Genomic DNA, 18,877 nt, shown 5'->3' on the forward strand with positions numbered 1-18,877 from the left:
ATCCCATTTTTCTATGTGCAGCGGGGCATGTTTTTTTTTAAACAGACCACCCATTTTGGGGACCGCCCCCTAGCGGTGGTAGGGGGGCCTTCCCCATACCTGATACCTGCCCGAACGTCGGCTACTTGTCCGGGAGTGCGAACTCGCACCAGACGGCCTTGCCGCCGCCCGGGGTGCGGCGGGAGCCCCAGGACGAGGCGATGGTGGCGACGATCGAGATGCCGCGGCCGGCCTCGTCGGCCGGTTCGGCGCGGCGGCGGCGCGGGAGGTGGTCGTCCCCGTCGGTGACTTCGATGATCAGGCGGCGGTCGGTGCGGCGCAGCCGCAGGCGCATGGGCGGGGTGCCGTGCTGGAGGGAGTTCGCGACGAGTTCGCTGGCGGCCAGCACGCCGAGGTCGCACAGCTCCACGGGGAAGCGCCAGGAGGTGAGGACCCCCTGGGCGAAGGCGCGGGCGCGCGGGGCGGCCTCGATGCCGCCGAGGAGTTCCAGGGCCGCGTTGTGGAAGAGCTCGGCGTCGGCTCCGGTGCGGGCGGGCTGCTGGAGGACCATGACGGCGACGTCGTCGTCGTGGTCGGCGTCCACGCCGAGGGCGCGCATCAGGCGGTCGCAAATGACGGCCGGGGTGCCCTGGGCGCCGGACAGGGCGCGCTCCAGGGCGGCGACGCCTTCGTCGATGTCCTCGCCGCGGCGCTCGACCAGGCCGTCTGTATAGAGGACGGCGGTGGAGCCGGGGCCCAGGGCGATGGTGCCGGAGGTGTGGAGCCAGCCGCCGGTGCCGAGCGGGGGGCCAGTGGGGTCGGCGGCGCGGCGTACGGTGCCGTCCTCGTCGCGGACCAGGATCGGGAGGTGGCCGGCGGAGGCGTACGCGAGGAGGCCCTCGTTGGGGTCGTGGACGGCGTACACGCAGGTGGCGATCTGGCTGGCGTCGATCTCGGCGGCGAGTCCGTCGAGGAGCTGGAGCACCTCGTGCGGGGGCAGGTCGAGGCGGGCGTACGCGCGGACGGCGGTGCGGAGCTGGCCCATGACGGCGGCGGCGCGGACCCCGCGGCCCATGACGTCGCCGATGACAAGGGCGGTGCGGCCGGCGCCGAGGGTGATCACGTCGTACCAGTCGCCGCCGACGGCGGCCTCGGTGCCGCCGGGCTGGTAGGTGGCGGCGATGCGCAGGTCGTCGGGCTGTTCCAGTTCCTGCGGGAGGAGGGAGCGCTGGAGGGTGACGACGGCCTCGCGCTGGCGGCGCTCGCTGGCGCGGAGCCGGTCGGCGGCTTCGGCGTGGTCGGTGACGTCGGCGAGGTGGATCAGGACCCCGGTGTGGTGGGGATCGGGATCGGCCTCGGTGTCGCTCTTGGGGAAGTCGACCGGGGTGCAGGTGACGGTGTACGAGCTGCCGCCGCCGGGCGCGGCGCGGTTCTTGGCGGTACGGGGCTTGCCGCTGCGCTGGACCTGGTCGAGCAGCGGGAGGAGGCCGAGCTCGCTCAGTTCGGGGAGGGCCACGGCGGCGGGGTCGCCGGCGGCGCGGGCGCCGAAGCCGGTGGTGTAGGCGTCGTTGACGTAGGCCACGCGGTGCTCGGGGCCGTGCACGAGGGCGACGAGCGCCGGGAGCCGGTCGAGGACCTCCCGTACGGAGAGCTCCTCGAGGGAGGGCACGGGGATGAGCACGGCCGAGCCGGCTCCGGTGGCCGAGCCGGCTCCGGAGACGGTGGGCTCGGCGGGGCCCGCGCCGGGCGCCGTCGCGGCATGCCCGGCCGCGCCGCGGGCGGCCGGGACTGCGCCCTCGCCCCGCTTGGCCTGGGCGGCGGCGTGTTCGGACCGGGCGGCGGCGCGGCGCGGCGTTCCGGGAAACCGGGCGCTCCAGCGCGTGAAGTTCACTGCGTTCAAGCCTCGTGGTGTCGCTCGTGGTGTCGCTCGTGGTCGCGGTCGCGGGTGCTGTCGCGGGGGTTGCCGTTCTGGTGTCGGTCGCCGGCCGGGGTCACTGATGGCGTAACTCTGTGCAGGCGTGAGCCCACCTATGGTCACACGTCCAGTGTGTGGGACGGCACTGACAACGTCAGCTTTCGCCGTTCTTCGGGGGCTCCTTGGGCCCTTTGCCTGCGGCGAGTTCGAATTCTGCCCTGGGGTGTTCGAGCGAGCCTAGGGACACGATCTCGCGCTTGAAGAGACCGGAGAGGGTCCATTCGGCGAGGACGCGCATCTTGCGGTTGAAGGTGGGGACGCGGCTGAGGTGGTAGGCGCGGTGCATGAACCAGGCCGGGTAGCCCTTGAGCTTGCGGCCGTACACGTGGGCGACGCCTTTGTGGAGGCCTAGGGAGGCCACGGAGCCGGCGTACTTGTGGGCGTACTCGGTGAGGACCTCGTCGCGCAGGGCGTGGACGAGGTTGTCGGCGAGGACCTTGGCCTGGCGGACGGCGTGCTGCGCGTTGGGGGCGCATTCGCGGCCCTTCTCCTCGGCCGTGATGTCGGGGACGGCGGCGGCGTCGCCGGCGGCCCAGGCGTGCTCGACGCCCTCGACGGTGAGGAAGGCGGTGCAGGCGAGGCGGCCGCGGTCGGTCTTGGGCAGGTCGCAGGCGGCGAGGATCGGGTGGGGTTTGACGCCGGCGGTCCAGACGACGGTGCGGGTGGGGAAGCGGGCGCCGTCGCTGAGGACGGCGACGCGGTTCTCGCAGGATTCGAGGCGGGTCTCCAGGCGCAGGTCGATGTTGCGTCGGCGCAGTTCGCGGATGGTGTAGACGCCCATTTCGGGGCCGACCTCGGGGAGGATCCGGTCGCTGGCCTCGACCAGCACCCATTTCATGTCTTCGGGCTTGATGTTGTGGTAATACCGGGCCGCGTAGCGGGCCATGTCCTCGAGCTCGCCGAGGGCTTCGACTCCCGCGTATCCGCCGCCGACGAAGACGAAGGTGAGGGCGGCGTCGCGGATGGCGGGATCGCGGGTGGAGGAGGCGATGTCCATCTGTTCGATGACGTGGTTGCGCAGGCCGATGGCCTCCTCCACGGTCTTGAATCCGATGGCGTAGTCGGCGAGCCCGGGGACGGGGAGGGTGCGGGAGACGGAGCCGGGGGCGAGGACGAGTTCGTCGTACTCGATCTCGATGGCGTCGGCGCCCGCCTCCTCGGTGGCGAGGGTGGTGATGGTCGCCGTCCGCTTGGCGTGGTCGATGCTCCGGGCCTCGCCGACGACGATGCGGCACTTGTCGAGGACGCGCCGGAGCGGGACCACGACGTGGCGCGGGGAGATCGAGCCCGCGGCCGCTTCCGGGAGGAAGGGCTGGTACGTCATGTATGGCTCGGGGGAGACCACCGTGACCTCGGCTTCTTCGGATCTCAGCTTTCGCTGGAGCCGTAGCGCCGTGTACATGCCTACGTAGCCGCCGCCGACGATCAGGATCCGCGTGCGGGGCGGGGTACCGGGGGCCGTGCCCCGGGAGTTAGCAGCCTTCACCATCCCATGACGCAACGTGGCCGGGAGTTTGTCCACAGGCCCGACAGATTGTGTGACCGGAGAGGGTCCCGTGACGGGGCTGTCGGGGCGTGCTGGTGGAGATAAAGGTGCGCAGGTCAGACTGTGTGGAAGGAGTGATTCCGGGGGCTTGGAACGGAAAAGTGGGGGTGAATGCTCCGATCGGGCGGTGGTCCGTCCGGGGCTGCCTCTTCTGAATTGACTCTGGCTCAACTATGTTCGTATCTCGTCGAGGAGTAGGACCAGGGCCCTCATGACCGTGGCCCACCTCGACGCGAAGGCGGGGAGTGTCTCCGGGGGGAGACAAATGATTACCGGGGGAAACATATGCACATTTCCGATTTCCATGGTTCTGCGACCGCACTGTCGGCCTCGACCGAGGGCAATGGCCGCCTGATGACGGGCAGCACCACGCATGGCGTGGGCCGTTCCACGCCGCTGCGCGTCGACGCACAGCGCAACCTCGAACACGTCCTGCGCGCGGCCCGCGAGGTCTTCGGCGAGCTGGGCTACGGGGCTCCGATGGAGGACGTGGCGCGCCGCGCGCGCGTCGGTGTCGGCACCGTCTACCGGCGGTTCCCGAGCAAGGACGTCCTGGTCCGGCGGATAGCCGAGGAGGAGACCTCCCGGCTCACCGAGCAGGCCCGGACCGCCCTCGGCCAGGAGGAGGAGCCGTGGCAGGCGCTGTCGCGCTTCCTGCGCACCTCCGTCGCCTCCGGCGCCGGGCGGCTGCTGCCGCCGCAGGTGCTGCGGGTCGGCTCCGCGGGCGAGGACGGCACCGAGGAGGCGGAGCCCGCGCGGGTGCCGCACCAGCGCCAGGCCGGCGGGGCTCCGGAGCTGCGGGTCGTGGGTTCACGGACCGCCGTCGAGGACGAGCCCGCGGACGACTCGGGTGCGGGTGCGCTGCTGGAGGTCGTCGGCCAGCTGGTGGACCGCGCCCGGGAGGCGGGTGAGCTGCGCGCCGATGTCACGGTGGCCGATGTGCTGCTGGTGATAGCGACGGCCGCTCCCGCGCTGCCGGACCCGGCGCAGCAGGCGGCGGCTTCGGCCCGGCTGCTCGAGATCCTGCTCGAGGGGCTGCGCTCCCGGACGGTGTGACGCTCCTGTCGTGGAGGCCCCCGCCCCGGCCCTGCGGTCGGGGGACGGCGGGGGTCGACAGGACCCCGTCGAACAGTTGCTCGCTCGAACGGGTGGGGACCGGTGCGGTGTTGCCGCCCCGGCACCTGATGTCCCCGGACGAGTGGATGGCGTGCAGACGGGTCCGACGCGCCTGCGCCGTGTGACACGCTGGATCGGTGTACCGGTTGAGTGTGTCGTGCGGGGGCTTCCGCGATGAGCGTTGACGGGCGGGAAGAGCCACGCGGTGGCGCCGGTGGCGAGGTCGAGGCGGGCAGTCTGCCCGCACGGCAGGTACCTGCGCAGCGCGAACCGGGCGGGCGGCACGCCGCCGCGGCGAGCGGTGAGCAGCCGCCCTCCGACGGGGACTTGATCGCCCGGATGCGCGGCGGTGACGACGGCGCGTATGAGGAGCTGTTCCGTCGCCACGCCGATTCCGTACGGCGCTACGCGCGCAGCTGCTGTCGCGATGGGCACACGGCGGACGACCTGACCGCCGAGGTGTTCGCGCGGACACTGCAGGCCGTACGGGGTGGGGCCGGTCCGGACCAGTCCGTGCGGGCCTATCTGCTGACCACCGTACGAAGGGTGGCCGCGGCCTGGACCAAGACCGCCCGGCGGGAGCATCTCGTCGAGGACTTCGCGGTGTTCGCGGAGCAGGCGGCGGTGGGAGCCGAGAGCGGTGTCGGGCTGTCCGGGGACGACACCCTGGAACTGGGCGCCGATGTACGGGCGATGCACGAGGCCGAGCAGTCGCTGGCCATGCAGGCCTTCCGGAGCCTGCCCGAGCGGTGGCAGGCCGTGCTGTGGCACACCACCGTCGAGGAGGCCTCGCCGAGCTCGATCGCCCCGCTCTTCGGTCTGACTGCCAACGCGACCGCGGTGCTGGCCAGCCGGGCCCGGGAAGGGCTCAAGCAGGCTTATCTGCAGGCCCATGTGAGTTCCGCGCTGAGTTCGGGCGGGGACTGCGCGCGGTACGCGGACCGGCTGGGGGCGTATGCCCGCGGTGGACTGCGGGTGCGGGCGGAGCGGGGGCTGCGCAAGCACCTGGAGGAGTGCGCGAAGTGCCGGCTCGCCGCCGGTGAGCTCAAGGACGTCAACGCGGGCATTCCCGCGCTGCTGCCGGTCGCGGTCATCGGGTGGTTCGCCGCCGGGTACGCGGCCAAGGCGGCCGGAGCGGTGGTCGGCGGGGTCGCCGCCGCGGGTGGTGCGGGAGCCGCCGCGGCTGCCGCGGGCGGTTCCACCGCGGGCGCTGCCGGGGCGGGGGCCGGGGCTGCGGGTGCCGGGTCGGCTGGCGGTGCCGCGGGCGCGGCGGGTGGTGCGGCCGGTGGTGCCGGGTCGGGGGCCGGTGCCGGGGGTGCCGCGGTGTCCGAGGGGCTCGGGCTGCCGGCCAAGGCCGCCCTCGCCGCCGGGATCGCGGTCGCCGCGGCGGCCGGGGTGGTGTTCGCCCTCGCCGGGGACGACCCCGAGCCGCAGGCCCAGGCGAAGCCGGCGCCCAGTGCGGCCGCGCCGGCGGTGCCGGTACCCGGACCTTCCGCCCCGGTCGCGGCGGAGCCGCAGGCGCCGCCCGCGCGGGAACCCGTAGCGCCGCCGCGCAAGGCGTCGGCTTCGCCCACGCCCGCCGCGTCGCGCACCTCCCTCGCCCCCCAGGCACCGAAGCCGTCTCCGAGCCGGGTACGGCTCTCACCGAGCCCGACGCCGTCCCCGTCCCCGTCCCCGTCCCGCTCGCAGGCGGCGCCCGAGCCGGCGCAGGGGTTCCCGCTCGTCCGGCTCGGCCACTCGGCCTTCGGGGACCACAGCGGCCCGGAACTGCAGACCTGGCGCAGCAGCTGGGTGTGGCAGCGGTGGGGGCTGGAGATCGGCGACCGGCGGTTCGGGCAGGGGATCACCGTGAACTCCCTTTCCTCGGTGGAGATCGCCCTCAACCGGCAGTGCACGACCTTCTCGGCGCGGGCGGGGGTGGACGGCCTGTCACTGCTCACCGACGGCACGGTGAGGTTCTCGGTGTACGGGGACGGCCAGCGGCTGTGGCAGTCCCGCACGCTCGGGTACGAGGACCCGGCCGCGGCGGTGGAGGTGTCGCTGGCCGGGCGCAAGACGCTGCAGCTGGTGGTGGAGCAGGTGGGGCAGGGCAGTCTGCCGACGCTCGCGAGCTGGGCCGATGCCGTGATCGCTTGCCGGTAGGCAGTAGGCAGTAGGCAGTAGGCAGTAGGCAGTAGGCAGTAGGCAGTAGGCAGTAGGCACCGGCCGGTCAGTGGCCGGTGACCAGGGCCGCGACCTCCGCCGGGGCGAGTGCGGCGCCCGCCGCTTCCTCCCGGGCGTAGCGGTCCCCGCCGAGCGCGGCGCGCAGCCGGTCGGGGAGTCCGCGCAGGGCGGTCCGCTCCGGGACCGAGCGGGGGTTGCCCGCGCGCCAGGCGGTGGCGGCCGCGAAGGCCCGTACGGACTCGACGGGGCGATCGGTGGCGGCCAGCAGGACGGCGGCGGTCTCGGCGAGAGCGGCCAGGACGCGCTCGGCGCAGTGCGCGTTGACGGCCGTGCCCAGGGCCGGGCCGATCAGGGCCAGGCCGGCGGCGGGACCCTGCTCGCGGGCGGTGAGGACGGCATCGATGTTGTCGAGTCCGGCGGTCAGCTGCGGGGGCACCGTGAGCTTCGCGGCCTCGGCCCGGCCCCGGTCGCACTCGCTGCGGGCCACGTCGAGCCGCCCGCGGCACAGGGAGATCATCGAGGCGAGCAGCCGGCCGTAGGCGCGTACGTCGTACACCCCGCCGTGCCGCTCGGCCTCGGTGATCGCCTCCACCAGCAGCCGCTCGGCGCCGTCGAAGTCCCCGGCGCAGAAGGCGGTCTCCGCGATGCGGGCGATGGCGAAGGGCGCCTCGATGTGGGCTCCGACCTCGCGGGCGAGGCGCAGGCACTCTTCGTACTCGGTGCGGGCCAGGGCGTACTGGCCGCGCGAGATCGCGAACTCGCCGGCGGCGCTCGCGACCTGGGCGCGGGTCCAGCGGTCGCCGACGCGGCGGGCGATCTCGTGCAGCTCGGCGAGGTCGCCCTCGACGCTCGGCAGGCCTCCGGTGATGTCGATGGCGACGTGCGTGCGGAGCATCAGGGTGACGCCGAGCTCCCAATCGCCGGAGTGCCGGCGGCAGTTCTCCACGGCCTGGTCCAGGTGGGTGTGGAATTCGGCGCCGCCGCCACCGAGGTACGTCGCCATGGGCCAGAGCATGCCGGGGAAACGGGTGGTCTCCGGGGAACCGTGGCGGAAGGCCTCGGTGATGCGGGCGGCGAGGGCCAGGTACTCGGGGGTGCGGAGTTCCTCGGCCGAGCGGCCCTCGGCGAGCAGGAAGACGTGGAGCACCTGGAGGCGCATGAAGGGCCAGTACCCAGGTGTTCCCTCGGGCGGGTCGGGCGGGGTGACGGCGAGGACGCGGGTGGTCCATTCGGCGCCCTCGCCGCGGTAGTTGCGCAGCCACCAGAACCAGCCGAGGGCGAAGACGAGGCGCTGGGCGGTCTCGGGGTCCTCGGCCGCGACGGTTGTCTCGAAGGCCGCGCGGAGGTTGTCGAGCTCGGTCTCGACGCGCCGGATCCAGGGCAGCTGTTCGGCGGAGCGCAGGCGGGGCTCCGCCTCCTCGGCGAAGGCGAGGTAGTGGGCGGCGTGGCGGCGGGCGGTGGCGTGGGCGTCCGCCTCGTCGGCGGCGGCGCGTTCGGCGGCGTACTCGTGGATGGTCTCCAGCATGCGGTAGCGCATGGCGGTGGCTTCGGAGCCGTCGTTCGCACCGGGCTTGGAGGCGGGGGCGGTCGCGGGTGCGGGAGCGGGTGCGGGAGCGGGAGCGGGCACGGTTGCGGGCTCGGGCTCGGCCAGGACGAGGGACTTGTCGACGAGGGAGCCGAGGATGTCGGCGACGTCCCAGGCATCCAGGCCGACCTGCGCGCAGACGGCCTCGGCGGCCGCGAGGTCGCAGCCGCCGGCGAAGACGGACAGGCGGCGCAGGACGGTGCGTTCGGGCTCGTCCAGCAGGTCCCAGGACCAGTCGACGACCGCGCGCAGGGTCTGCTGGCGGGGCAGCAGGGTGCGGGAGGTACGGGCGCCGGTGGTCAGGAGGCGGAAGCGGTTGTCGAGGCGGTCGGCGATCTGGCGCGGGGTGAGCAGGCGCAGCCGGGCGGCGGCCAGCTCGATGGCGAGCGGAAGACCGTCGAGGCGGGCGCAGATCTCGGCGACGGCGGCCGGGTCGTCGGCGGCGGTGAAGCCGGGGCGGGCGGCGGCGCCCCGCTCGGCGAAGAGGCGGTGCGCGGGGTCGGGCGGCAGCGGCTCGACGGGGCGGACGCGCTCGCCGGGGACGCCGAGGGGTTCGCGGCTGGTGGCGAGGATCCGTACGCCGGGGCAGTGCGTGAGGAGGCGTTCGGCGAGCGTGGCGGCGGCGCCGATGACGTGCTCGCAGTTGTCCAGGACGAGCAGCAGGCGGCGGTGCGCGCAGTGCTCGACGAGGAGGGCGGTCGGGTCGTCGGCGGCGCCCTTCTCGCGTTCGCGGGCGACGAGGGAGCTTTCGCGCAGGCCGAGGGCGCTGAGGACCGCGCCGGGGACGGCGGCGGGGTGGTCGAGGCGGGCGAGTTCGACGAGCCAGCCGGGTTCGGTGTGGTCGGCGGCCGCGTGCTCGGCGAGGCGGGTCTTGCCGGAACCGCCGGGGCCGGTGAGGGTGACGAGGCGCTGGCCGGCGAGGTCGGCGTGGAGGGCGGCGAGTTCGGGCTCGCGGCCGACGAAGGAGGTGAGGCGGGGGCGGAGGTTGCCGGGGCGGTCCTGCGGTGGCGGTGGGGGTGGCGCTATGGGGGTCGGGACCGGGACCGGAGACGGAGCCGGATCCGGAGCCTGGAGCAGTTCCGCGTGAAGGGCGGTGAGTTCGGGGCCGGGGTCGGCGCCGAGGCCTTCGGCGAGGGCACGGCGGGTGCGGTCGTACGCTGCGAGCGCGTCGGCGGGGCGACCGGCCGCGCGCAGGGCGCGGAGCTGCTGGGCGCGCAGGGGTTCGTCGTACGGGTGCTCGTGGATCAGCGCCTCGATCTCCGGCAGGAGCGTCGCCGGGGCGGGGGAGCCGCTGCGCAGGTCGGCCTCGATGCGGTCCCGGAGCGCGGCCGTGCGCAGCGCCTCGGGGGCGGCCGCGTGTGCGGTACGGGCGGGCTCGGGCAGGTCGGCGAAGGCGGGGCCCTGCCAGAGCGCGAGGGCCGCGCGGAGGGTCCCGGCGGCGGTGGCCGGCTCGCCGGTGGCGAGCTGCGCGGCGCCTTGGCGGGCGAGCCGGGTGAAACGGTGCAGGTCGACTTCGTCCCGGGCGGCGGCCAGGCGGTAGCCGCCGGTGGGGTCGGCGTGGATGGTGTCCCGGCTGCCGAGGGTGCGGCGGAGCCGGGCCACGAGGGCTTGCAGCGCGGCGGGGGCGTCCTGGGGCGGGGCGTCGCCCCAGACCTCGTCGACCAGATCGGCGACGGGTGCGGCCGCGGGGCCGCCGGCACGGAGGGCGAGGGCGGCGAGCAGCGCGCGCAGGCGGGCGCCGCCGATGGGGAGGGGGGCGCCGGTCTCGCTACGGGCTTGGGTGACGCCGAGGATTCGATACCGCACTGCCCAATACTGCCCTGCCTTCGCCGGGGGCGGGCGTGAGTTTCGGGGGCCCTCGGGCCGGGCCGGGCCGGAGCGGGCCTGCGCGGCGGGTTCGGACCGAGCCCCGGGGCCCGCGCCTCAATCGCCGGCGGGGCTGGATGCGCCGCCCGGGCCGCGCACAGACCCGGCTGCGGCGGGGCCGGGTTCGCGCGGCGGGTCCCGTGCGACGGCGCGGCCCCCGGGGCCAGCCCCGGACCCCGCGCCTCAAACGCCGGCGGGGCTGGATCAGCGCGCCGGCGGCCCACCCATCCGGCCGCACCGGGCAGCGCGGAGCGCTGTGAGTCCGCGCGGGGCCAGGCGGTGCCCCGGACCGTACAGCTCCCCGGGAACCGGGGTCGGGGGCGAAAGCGCAGGGCGCGGGAAGCAGGGCGGAGCCCCAGGCGACGGGCTCTACGGCGGAGCCCCGGAGAACGGCTCGGGCGCTGCGCGCGGGGTCTGGGCGAGCCCCGAGAGCCGAGGCGGGCGCTGCGCGCGGGCGTGGGCCGCAGCCCCGAGAGGCGAGGCGGGGCGCTGCGCTCTGGGGCGGCAGCCCCAGAGCGCCAGGGCGCCGGACAGGCGCGGGAAGCGCAGCGGACCCCGCAGCGGAGCCCCCCGTGAAGGGGTCTGGGGCGAAGCCCCCCAGGGAACGGTGGAAGGGCGGGCAGGGGACCGCTCCGCGCAGCGGCTGCCCGGGCCCCGGGCGGCCCCGGTGCACCCTAGGCCGAGCCCCGGCGCACGCCGGCCCGCGCGCCCGGCCGCACCCCCGGCGGGTCCGCGCTACTGGCGGGGGGAGAGGGAGCAGCGGGGGGCCGTGCCCAGGGGGGCGAGGGGGGCGTCCGGGGGGAGGGCGCGGCGGCGGGGGGTGGAGGTGCCGGTCCAGCAGGTGCCGCGGCGGGAGAGGAGGCGGCGGAGCCACAGTTCCATGGAGACGAGCTCGGCGAGGCCGTCCAGCGGGGCCGGGCGGCCCTCCGCGGCGTCGAGCAGGGCCTGTTGGACGACCCGGGCCTCGATCAGCCCGGCGTCGGCCAGCAGCGGGGCCGCGAAGAGCGCGAGCAGTTCCTGCAGGGCGGTGCGAAGGCCCAGCCGGGTCGCCGTCTCGTTCGGGGCGTGGGCCGTGGCGCCCCAGCCGGGGGGCAGTTCGCGGACTCCGGCCGAGGACAGCACGCTGCGCAGGATCGCCGCCCGCGCGCCGGGCTGGACGCGCAGGGATTCGGGGAGGGCGCGGGCGGCCCGCACGACCTGGTTGTCCAGGAAGGGCGCGTGCAGCCGCTGGCTCCGCACCTCCACCGCCTGCTCGAACACCCGGTGGTCCGCCGCGTGTCGGGCGAGCAGGGCGCGGGCCCGCGCCTCGCCGGGCCGCAGCGAGAGCGGGGGGCGCCCGGCGGCGGCGGTGAGCCGGATCGATACCTCTGCCAGGGCCTCGCCGGTCAGCCAGCCCGCGGCCGGGCCCGGCCGGGACCAGGTGAGGGCGGCGAGGGAGGCGTCCACCGGACCGGAGGGTCCCCTGTCGACCCCGCCGGCGCGGAGCCGGGCCGCGGCGGCTTCCATGCCCGCGCGGTACGGCGTACGGGCAAGTCGGCGGGCGGCGGAGTACACGGTCAGCGGGACCAGCAGGGACTCACCGGACGCGGAGGCCGAGCGGGCCAACGCCGCGACCGGGCGCAGCAGGTGGCGCCGGCGGCGGTCCATGAGGAGGTCGGCCATGCGGGCCGGGTGCGCGTCGAGGACCTGGCGGGCGCCGTGTCCGGTGAAGTGGTCGGCGGAGCCCGCGGCCAGGCGGCGGCGGTCGCGGGCGGCGAAGACGAGCGAGGGGCCGGGTTCGTCGGTCAGCGGCCCGTCGAGCTCGGCGTACGGGAGGGCTTCCTCGGCGGCGGCCACGACGACGTGGTGGAGGCGGGGGTCGGCGGCGATGACGCGGGCCCGTTCGAGCTCGTCCTCGCGGCCCTGCGGGGTGGCGAGGTCGTTGAAGGTGACCGCGAGGAGCCTGGATCCGGACCCGGACCCGGGCAGGGTGCCCGGCGCCCCCGGCAGTCCGGCCGCCAGCAGTGCGAGGGTGGCGGAGGCGCTGCCTCCGGAGAGGTCGGCGCCGACTCCGGGGACCGGCGCGGGCGCGCCCCGGGCCGCACGCCGGTCGGCGGGGCCCATTCCGGGCACGGGGCCGGGATCGTGGGGCAGGGTGTCGGGAGCATGCCGGGGCGCCGTGAGCCGGGCGCGCACCGCGTCGACCAAAGCTTCGCGTACGCCCTCCACCGCGCGCCCGGGGTCGGTCACGGGCGCGGCCACCGCGAGGGAGGCGACCGCCTCGTACCCGGTGATCTCCCGCGAGCCCTCGCGCAGGATCAGCGCGTGGCCGGGCGGGATGCGGCGGACGCCGACGTACGGTGTGCCGTCGCCCAGTGCCTCGGGGCTGTCGGGGCAGGCCAGCAGGGCGGCGAGGTGGCCGATGTCGAGCTGTGCCTCGATGAGGTCGGCGAGCGGGAGGGCGGCGGTGGCGTACGCGGTGCCGCTCGCCCACGGGGTGTAGAAGACGGGTCGCGCGCCTGCGAGGTCGCCGAGGACGGTGATCCGGCGCCCGGCCTGGACCACGGCGGTGTAGCTGCCGGACCACTGGGTGAGGTGGCGCAGCGCTCCGCCGCGGGCGGCGTAGAGGGCGCGGCGCAGTTCGGCGTCGGTGGCGCCGCAGCAGCCGAGGACGGCGAGCCGGGTGAAGGGGTCGGCGGGGTCGGCGGTGAGGGTGCGGATCTCGTCCGGGCGCCAGTCGCCGACGGCCCACAGGGGGTCGGGGTCTCCCCACAGCAGTTGGGCGCCGACGGGGACGACGGTGCGTTCGGCGTCCTGGGCGGCGGGGTCGTCCGGGTGGGCGGCGTCGGCGAGGCCGCCGCGCAGCGGGCCGCCGGGGTCCCCGTATCCGGAGCCGTAGGCGGAGCCGTTGCCGGAGCTGTATCCCGAGCCGGAGTTGTATCCAGAGCCCGAACCGGAGTCGTATCCCGAGCCGTTGCCGGATCCGTATCCCCGCTGGCCGGAGCCTTGGCGGGCGCTCTGGCCGGCGCCTTGGCCCCCGACCCGTCCGGCCGTGCCGAAGCTCGCGGCGATACTGCTCCACCCCACCAACCAGCGCACCGCCGCCTCCCCAGCCTGTGGGCAAATGACCGGGGCAACGGACGGCACGGACGACACGGTCAGCGCTGTGGGCGCGGCCGGCCGGGACCCCGGGTGGCTCGGGGTCCATGCTGCCACGAGACAGGCGTGCGGGAGGGGTTAAGGGGGCGCACATGCAGACGAACACGCCCCGCCCATGCGGTATTTGGCGTTCCGTTCCCACCGCCCCATAGGTCGGTTTCGGCCATTCTTCGGCCGTACTGAGGGCCCCCGGGGCCCGGCTGCGGGGGCGCGGCCCGGGAGGCGGGATCCACCCCCCGGACCGTTCCGCCACCCGCGGGGATTGAGGCAGCGGCATCCCCCGGCCCGCCGGATCCACGCAGCGGGCCGACCCACGCACCGCACATCGAATCGCCGGGCCCCGGAAGCGGCCAGAGCGCACGGCCGGGCGCACGGCCACACGGACGGAGCACGCGCTGACACGTGCGCCCCGGGCCCGGGCAGTGCCCGGACTGTGCATACGGACAACAATCCCGCCATACGGACTTCAGGGCCTTAACGCTTGGGAGGCGGGGAACTACGCTGGGTTTACGAAATGCCGGGCGCCTATGCCCCGGCGGCGTCTGCGTTCCGCGTGTGACGAGGGGTGGCGCATGTCCAGGGAGCTCCGCGAGCCCAATGAGAAGCTCGGCGCCGTCCTCGCCCTGGCGGGCATCAGCAACGCCGGGCTGGCCCGCCGGGTCAACGACCTCGGCGCGCAGCGCGGCCTGACGCTTCGGTACGACAAGACGTCGGTCGCCCGCTGGGTGTCGAAGGGGATGGTGCCGCAGGGCGCCGCCCCGCACCTGATCGCCGCCGCGATCGGCGCGAAACTGGGGCGGCCCGTGCCGCTGCACGAGATCGGCCTGGCGGACGCGGACCCAGCGCCCGAGGTGGGGCTGGCCTTCCCGCGCGACATCGGCGCGGCCGTGCGCTCGGCCACCGACCTCTACCGGCTCGACCTCGCCGGCCGCCGCGGCGGTGGCGGGATCTGGCAGTCGCTCGCAGGGTCCTTCGCGGTGTCGGCGTACGCGACGCCGGCCTCGCGGTGGCTGATATCTCCCGCGGACGGTTCGGTGGCGCGCGAGCCGGGCCGGCAGGGGCAGGGGCGGAGCCAAGGTCACAGCCAAGGCACCGGCACCGGTCACGAAGGTGCGCCTCGCGAGTCCGTGGCGACGCGCGGGCCCTTACAGGCCCCGGGGTCGGTACAGGGGCCGGGAGCCGGGTCGCTACAGGTGCCGGGTTCGGGTTCGGGGTCGGGGTCGCTACAGGTGCCGGAGTCGGCAAGGGTGCCGGCATCGGGATCGGGATCGGCCTCGCCGGGAGGGGTTCCGGCGCCGCCGTCCACGGTTGTGCCCGCCCAGCCTTCGGGCGAAACTCCGCACGGGCCGCCCACGACCCTCTCCGACACCTCACCCCAGCGCGTCGGCCACAGCGATGTGACCAAGCTGCGCGAGGCCGCCGAGGACGCGCGCCGCTGGGACTCCAAGTACGGCGGAGGGGACTGGCGTTCCTCGATGGTCCCGGAGTGCCTTCGGGTGGACGCGGCGCCGCTGCTGCTCGGCTCCTACACCGACGAGGTGGGCCGCGCGCTGTTCGGGGCGACCGCCGAACTGACCAGGCTGGCCGGGTGGATGGCCTTCGACACCGGCCAGCAGGAAGCGGCCCAGCGCTACTACATCCAGGCGCTGCGGCTCGCCCGCGCGGCCGCCGACGTGCCGCTCGGCGGGTACGTCCTGGCCTCGATGTCCCTGCAGGCGACCTACCGGGACTTCCCGGACGAGGGCGTGGACCTCGCGCAGGCCGCCATCGAGCGCAACCGGGGCCTGGCCACCGCCCGCACCATGAGCTTCTTCCGCCTCGTCGAGGCCCGGGCGCACGCCAAGGCGGGGGACCCCGCGGCCGCCGGTGCCGCGCTGCGGGCCGCGGAGGGCTGGCTGGAGCGGGCGCGCGAGGGCGATCCGGATCCGACCTGGCTGGGCTTCTACTCGTACGACCGCTTCGCGGCGGACGCGGCGGAGTGCTACCGGGACCTCAAACTCCCCCGGCAGGTGCGGCGCTTCACGGAGCAGGCGCTCTCGCGGCCGACGGAGGAGTACGTACGCTCGCACGGGCTGCGGCTGGTGGTGAGCGCGGTGGCCGAGCTGGAGTCCGGCAACCTCGACGCGGCCTGCGCGGCCGGGACCCGGGCGGTGGAGGTCGCGGGGCGGATCACGTCGGCGCGGACGACGGAGTACGTACGGGACCTGCTGCACCGGCTGGAGCCGTACGGGGACGAGCCGCGCGTCGCGGAGCTGCGCGAGCGGGCGCGGCCATTGCTGGTGACACCGGCGTAGGGGGCTGGCCCCGCGTGACCGCGTTGTCGGTGGCGGGGTGCAGTATGCAGGGGTGGGAGGTGGCAGCGTGGGCGGCATGAGCAGCGTGGACTGCGATGTGCTGGTGGTCGGCGGCGGGATCGTCGGGCTGTCGACGGCGCATGCCCTGTCCCGGCTCGCTCCGGGCACGCGGGTGGTCGTCCTGGAGAAGGAGGCCGGCCCCGCCCGGCACCAGACGGGGCGCAACAGCGGGGTGATCCACAGCGGGATCTACTACCGCCCCGGCTCCCTGAAGGCGCGCTTCGCGGTGCGCGGCGCGGCGGAGATGGTCAAGTTCTGCTCGGAGCACGGCATCGCGCACGAGGTGACGGGCAAGCTGATCGTCGCCACCGAGCGCGCCGAGCTGCCGCGGCTGCACGCCCTGGTCCAGCGCGGCCGGGAGAACGGCATCCCGGTGCGCGAGCTCGGCCCGGCGCAGATCTCGGAGTACGAGCCCGAGGTGCGCGGCCTCGCCGCGATCCACGTCGCCACCACCGGGATCGTGGACTACGGCCGGGTGGCGGCCCAGCTGGCGGAGTCCTCGGGCGCGGAGATCGTCTACGGCGGTGCGGTCGACCTGATCTCGCGGCGCCCCTCCGCCGTGGCGGTCCGCACCACGTCCGGGCTGGTGGTCCGGGCCCGGGCCCTGGTCAACTGCGCCGGGCTCCAGTGCGACCGGATCGCCCGGCTGGCCGGAGACGACCCCGGGATGCGGATCATCCCGTTCCGGGGCGAGTACTACGACCTCACCCGTCCCGAACTGGTCCGGGGCCTGGTCTACCCCGTGCCCGACCCGGCGTTCCCCTTCCTCGGCGTGCACCTGACCCGCGGCATCGCGGGCGGCGTCCACGTCGGGCCGAATGCGGTCCCGGCGCTGGCCCGCGAGGGGTACGGCTGGGGCACGGTGCGGCCACGGGACGTGGCGTCCGAGCTGGCCTGGCCGGGCGCCTGGCGGATGGCCGCGCGGCACTGGCGGTACGGGACGGGGGAGATCCACCGCTCGTTGTCGAAGCAGGCCTTCACGCAGGCGGTGCGGCGGCTGCTGCCCGCGGTGACCTCGGCGGATCTGGTGCCGGCGGCGGCGGGGGTCCGGGCTCAGGCGGTGCTGCGGGACGGGACGCTGGTGGACGACTTCCTGATCCGGGACGCGCCGCGGACGGTGCACGTCCTGAACGCCCCCTCGCCCGCGGCGACCGCGTCCCTGCCCATCGGGCGCGAGATCGCCCGCCGCGCCCTCGCCACCCTGCACGCGTCCTGACCCTGTGCGCGTCCTGGCCCCGCACGCGTCCTGACCCTGTGCGCGTCCTGACCTGCCCGCCGGGCGGGGCCGGATCCCGGCGAGCGGCCGGGGGCGGGGCGGGGTCGTAGAATCTGGGCATTGTGTCTGAGTCCCGAAACCCCCAGCCCAGCGCCCCGGAAGCCGCGCCGGAGGCGAACGCCTACGTACCCCCGAAGTGGCGGACCGAGCCCCGGTTCCCCGACGGGCCCGCGCCCGATCCGGCCGGCTCGCACCACGAGCGGCGGATCCGGAGCTTCCAGCCCCGGCGCAGCCGGGTGACCACCGGCCAGGGCGAAGCCCTCAAGCGGCTGTGGGGGACCTGGGGCCTCGACATCGACGGGCACCGGGTCATCGACCTGAACGAGCTCTTCGACGGCCTGCCCGTCGTCCTGGAGATCGGCTTCGGCATGGGCGAGGCCACCGCCCAGATGGCCGCCGCCGACCCGGAGACGGGGATCCTGGCCGCCGACGTGCACACCCCCGGCCAGGGCAACCTCCTCGCCCTCGCGGAGCGCGACGGCCTGACGAACGTCCGCGTCGCCAACGGCGACGCGATCATCCTGCTCCGCGAGATGCTGCCGCCCGCGTCCCTCGCCGGGCTGCGCGTGTACTTCCCCGACCCGTGGCCCAAGGCCCGCCACCACAAGCGGCGCCTGATCCAGCCCGAGTTCCTCGCGCTCGCCGCCACCCGCATGGCTCCGGGGGCGATCCTGCACTGTGCGACCGACTGGGAGCCGTACGCCGAGCAGATGCTCGAAGTGCTCACCGCACAGCCCGAGTTCGAGAACACCCAGGCGGACGGCGGCTACGCGCCGCGCCCCGGCTTCCGGCCGCTGACGCGGTTCGAGGGCCAGGGCCTGGACAAGGGGCACGTCGTACACGACTTGCTCTTCCGTCGCGTGGAGAACTGACAACGTCACTCCGCGTGTCAGACCGACTCGCTAGAGTCATGACGTGTTCCGAGCGCCGCTCCGCGTGCTCGCACGTCCGTCGGGCACGGTCCGTACGTACGTGCTCGTCGTCCTGCTCGCCGCGTCCGGCGTGGCGATCCTCGAACTCGTGCGGGAGCAGACCGGCACGCCCGGTTTCCTCGTCGGCCTCGGTCTGGCCCTGCTGCCGGTCGCGCCGCTCATGGCGGCCTTCCGGTGGCTGGGCCGGGCCGCGCCGCATCCGTGGGCGCAGTTGCTGTTCTGCTTCGGATGGGGCGCCTGCGCCGCCGCGTTGATCGCCATACTGGCCAACAGCTTCGCCACCCAGTGGATAGCCTCGGCCACCGCCGATCCCGCGGACGCCGACCAGCTCGGCTCGGTGGCGATCGCGCCGGTGGTCGAGGAGAGCGCCAAGGCGGCCGCGCTGCTGCTGGTGTTCGTGTTCCGAAGACGCCAGTTCACCGGCCCCGCCGATGGTTTCGTGGTGGCCGGCTTCACCGCCGTCGGCTTCGCCTTCACCGAGAACATCCTGTACCTGGGCAATGCCTTCGACGAGGACCTCACCGAGGGCACCGGCCCGTTGGACTCGCTGACGGCCGCGACCTTCTTCGTACGGATCGTGCTGTCGCCCTTCGCGCACCCGCTGTTCACGGTGCTCACCGGGCTCGGCTTCGGCGCGGCCGCGCTCAGCACCCGCAGGGCGCGCCGGGCCTGCCTGCCGCTGCTCGGCCTGGCGGCGGCCATGGGGCTGCACGCGCTGTGGAACAGTTCCTCGGACTTCGGCGAGCACGGGTTCTACGTGGTTTACGGCTGCGTGATGGTCCCGGTGTTCGGGGCGCTGGTGTGGCTGGCGGTGTGGATACGGCGCCGGCGGCTGCGGGCGGTCGCCGGGGAGCTCGCGGTGTACGCGGCCGCCGGCTGGCTGGGGCCCGCCGAGGTGCCGGCGCTGGCGTCGATGCCGGCCCGGTCGCTGGCCCGCGCCCTGGCCC

Annotated in this window: 10 protein-coding genes; 6 read left to right on the forward strand and 4 right to left on the reverse strand. The window is 75.1% G+C overall.

The features are described from left to right. Positions 1-121: 121 nt before the first annotated feature. Both ACFWB8_RS33985 and ACFWB8_RS33990 read right to left on the reverse strand, forming a co-directional pair. Positions 122-1,870 (reverse strand): SpoIIE family protein phosphatase, encoded by a 1,749-nt coding sequence (locus ACFWB8_RS33985; RefSeq protein ID WP_385236171.1) that lies wholly within the window; start codon positions 1,868-1,870, stop codon positions 122-124. Between the two features lie 178 nt (positions 1,871-2,048). Beyond that, positions 2,049-3,443: an NAD(P)/FAD-dependent oxidoreductase gene (locus ACFWB8_RS33990; RefSeq protein WP_385236144.1), complete on the reverse strand. Its 1,395-nt coding sequence runs from the start codon at positions 3,441-3,443 to the stop codon at positions 2,049-2,051. Positions 3,444-3,785: 342 nt separating this feature from the next. Here ACFWB8_RS33990 and ACFWB8_RS33995 point away from each other — a divergent pair, with 342 nt between their 5' ends. Together ACFWB8_RS33995 and ACFWB8_RS34000 are read left to right on the forward strand one after the other, a co-directional pair. After that, positions 3,786-4,556 carry a TetR/AcrR family transcriptional regulator gene (locus ACFWB8_RS33995; protein WP_385236147.1) on the forward strand — a complete coding sequence of 257 codons (771 nt, stop codon included), beginning with the start codon at positions 3,786-3,788 and terminating at the stop codon, positions 4,554-4,556. Between the two features lie 234 nt (positions 4,557-4,790). Continuing rightward, positions 4,791-6,758 carry a sigma-70 family RNA polymerase sigma factor gene (locus ACFWB8_RS34000; RefSeq protein ID WP_385236150.1) on the forward strand — a complete coding sequence of 656 codons (1,968 nt, stop codon included), beginning with the start codon at positions 4,791-4,793 and terminating at the stop codon, positions 6,756-6,758. Positions 6,759-6,825: 67 nt separating this feature from the next. Here the strand turns inward: ACFWB8_RS34000 and ACFWB8_RS34005 are convergent, their stop codons facing one another. Both ACFWB8_RS34005 and ACFWB8_RS34010 read right to left on the reverse strand, forming a co-directional pair. Beyond that, a complete protein-coding gene (locus ACFWB8_RS34005) occupies positions 6,826-10,170 on the reverse strand; it encodes an ATP-binding protein (RefSeq protein ID WP_385236153.1) in 3,345 nt (1,114 codons plus the stop codon). A 795-nt stretch (positions 10,171-10,965) separates the two neighbouring features. Then, the gene (locus ACFWB8_RS34010; protein ID WP_385236156.1) at positions 10,966-13,308 is read right to left on the reverse strand and encodes an asparagine synthase-related protein; all 2,343 of its coding nucleotides are present in this window, start codon (positions 13,306-13,308) and stop codon (positions 10,966-10,968) included. Between the two features lie 632 nt (positions 13,309-13,940). On the opposite strand from ACFWB8_RS34010, the gene ACFWB8_RS34015 reads away from it, so the two are divergent. The 4 genes from ACFWB8_RS34015 to ACFWB8_RS34030 form a co-directional block, all read left to right on the forward strand. Next, a complete protein-coding gene (locus tag ACFWB8_RS34015) occupies positions 13,941-15,662 on the forward strand; it encodes a sporulation protein (protein ID WP_385236159.1) in 1,722 nt (573 codons plus the stop codon). A 76-nt stretch (positions 15,663-15,738) separates the two neighbouring features. Continuing rightward, positions 15,739-16,938 (forward strand): L-2-hydroxyglutarate oxidase, encoded by a 1,200-nt coding sequence (gene lhgO / locus ACFWB8_RS34020; RefSeq protein WP_385236162.1) that lies wholly within the window; start codon positions 15,739-15,741, stop codon positions 16,936-16,938. Positions 16,939-17,060: 122 nt separating this feature from the next. Next, on the forward strand, positions 17,061-17,870 hold the full coding sequence (gene trmB, locus ACFWB8_RS34025; RefSeq protein WP_385236165.1) for a tRNA (guanosine(46)-N7)-methyltransferase TrmB: 810 nt from the start codon (positions 17,061-17,063) through the stop codon (positions 17,868-17,870). 43 nt (positions 17,871-17,913) lie between these two features. Next, positions 17,914-18,877: PrsW family intramembrane metalloprotease (locus ACFWB8_RS34030; RefSeq protein ID WP_385236168.1), on the forward strand; the 964-nt coding region annotated here is incomplete at its 3' end.

Origin of the sequence: Streptomyces sp. NPDC060031, from assembly GCF_042736805.1 — a bacterium.
Lineage (GTDB): Bacteria > Actinomycetota > Actinomycetes > Streptomycetales > Streptomycetaceae > Streptomyces.

Bases quoted from the DNA above. Each gene is read 5' to 3' on its own strand.
- ACFWB8_RS33990 (WP_385236144.1), bottom strand. From the start codon at position 3,443: ATGGTGAAGGCTGCTAACTCCCGGGGCACGGCCCCCGGTACCCCGCCC.
- ACFWB8_RS33995 (WP_385236147.1), top strand. From the start codon at position 3,786: ATGCACATTTCCGATTTCCATGGTTCTGCGACCGCACTGTCGGCCTCG.
- ACFWB8_RS34000 (WP_385236150.1), top strand. From the start codon at position 4,791: ATGAGCGTTGACGGGCGGGAAGAGCCACGCGGTGGCGCCGGTGGCGAG.
- ACFWB8_RS34015 (WP_385236159.1), top strand. From the start codon at position 13,941: ATGTCCAGGGAGCTCCGCGAGCCCAATGAGAAGCTCGGCGCCGTCCTC.
- lhgO (WP_385236162.1), top strand. From the start codon at position 15,739: ATGAGCAGCGTGGACTGCGATGTGCTGGTGGTCGGCGGCGGGATCGTC.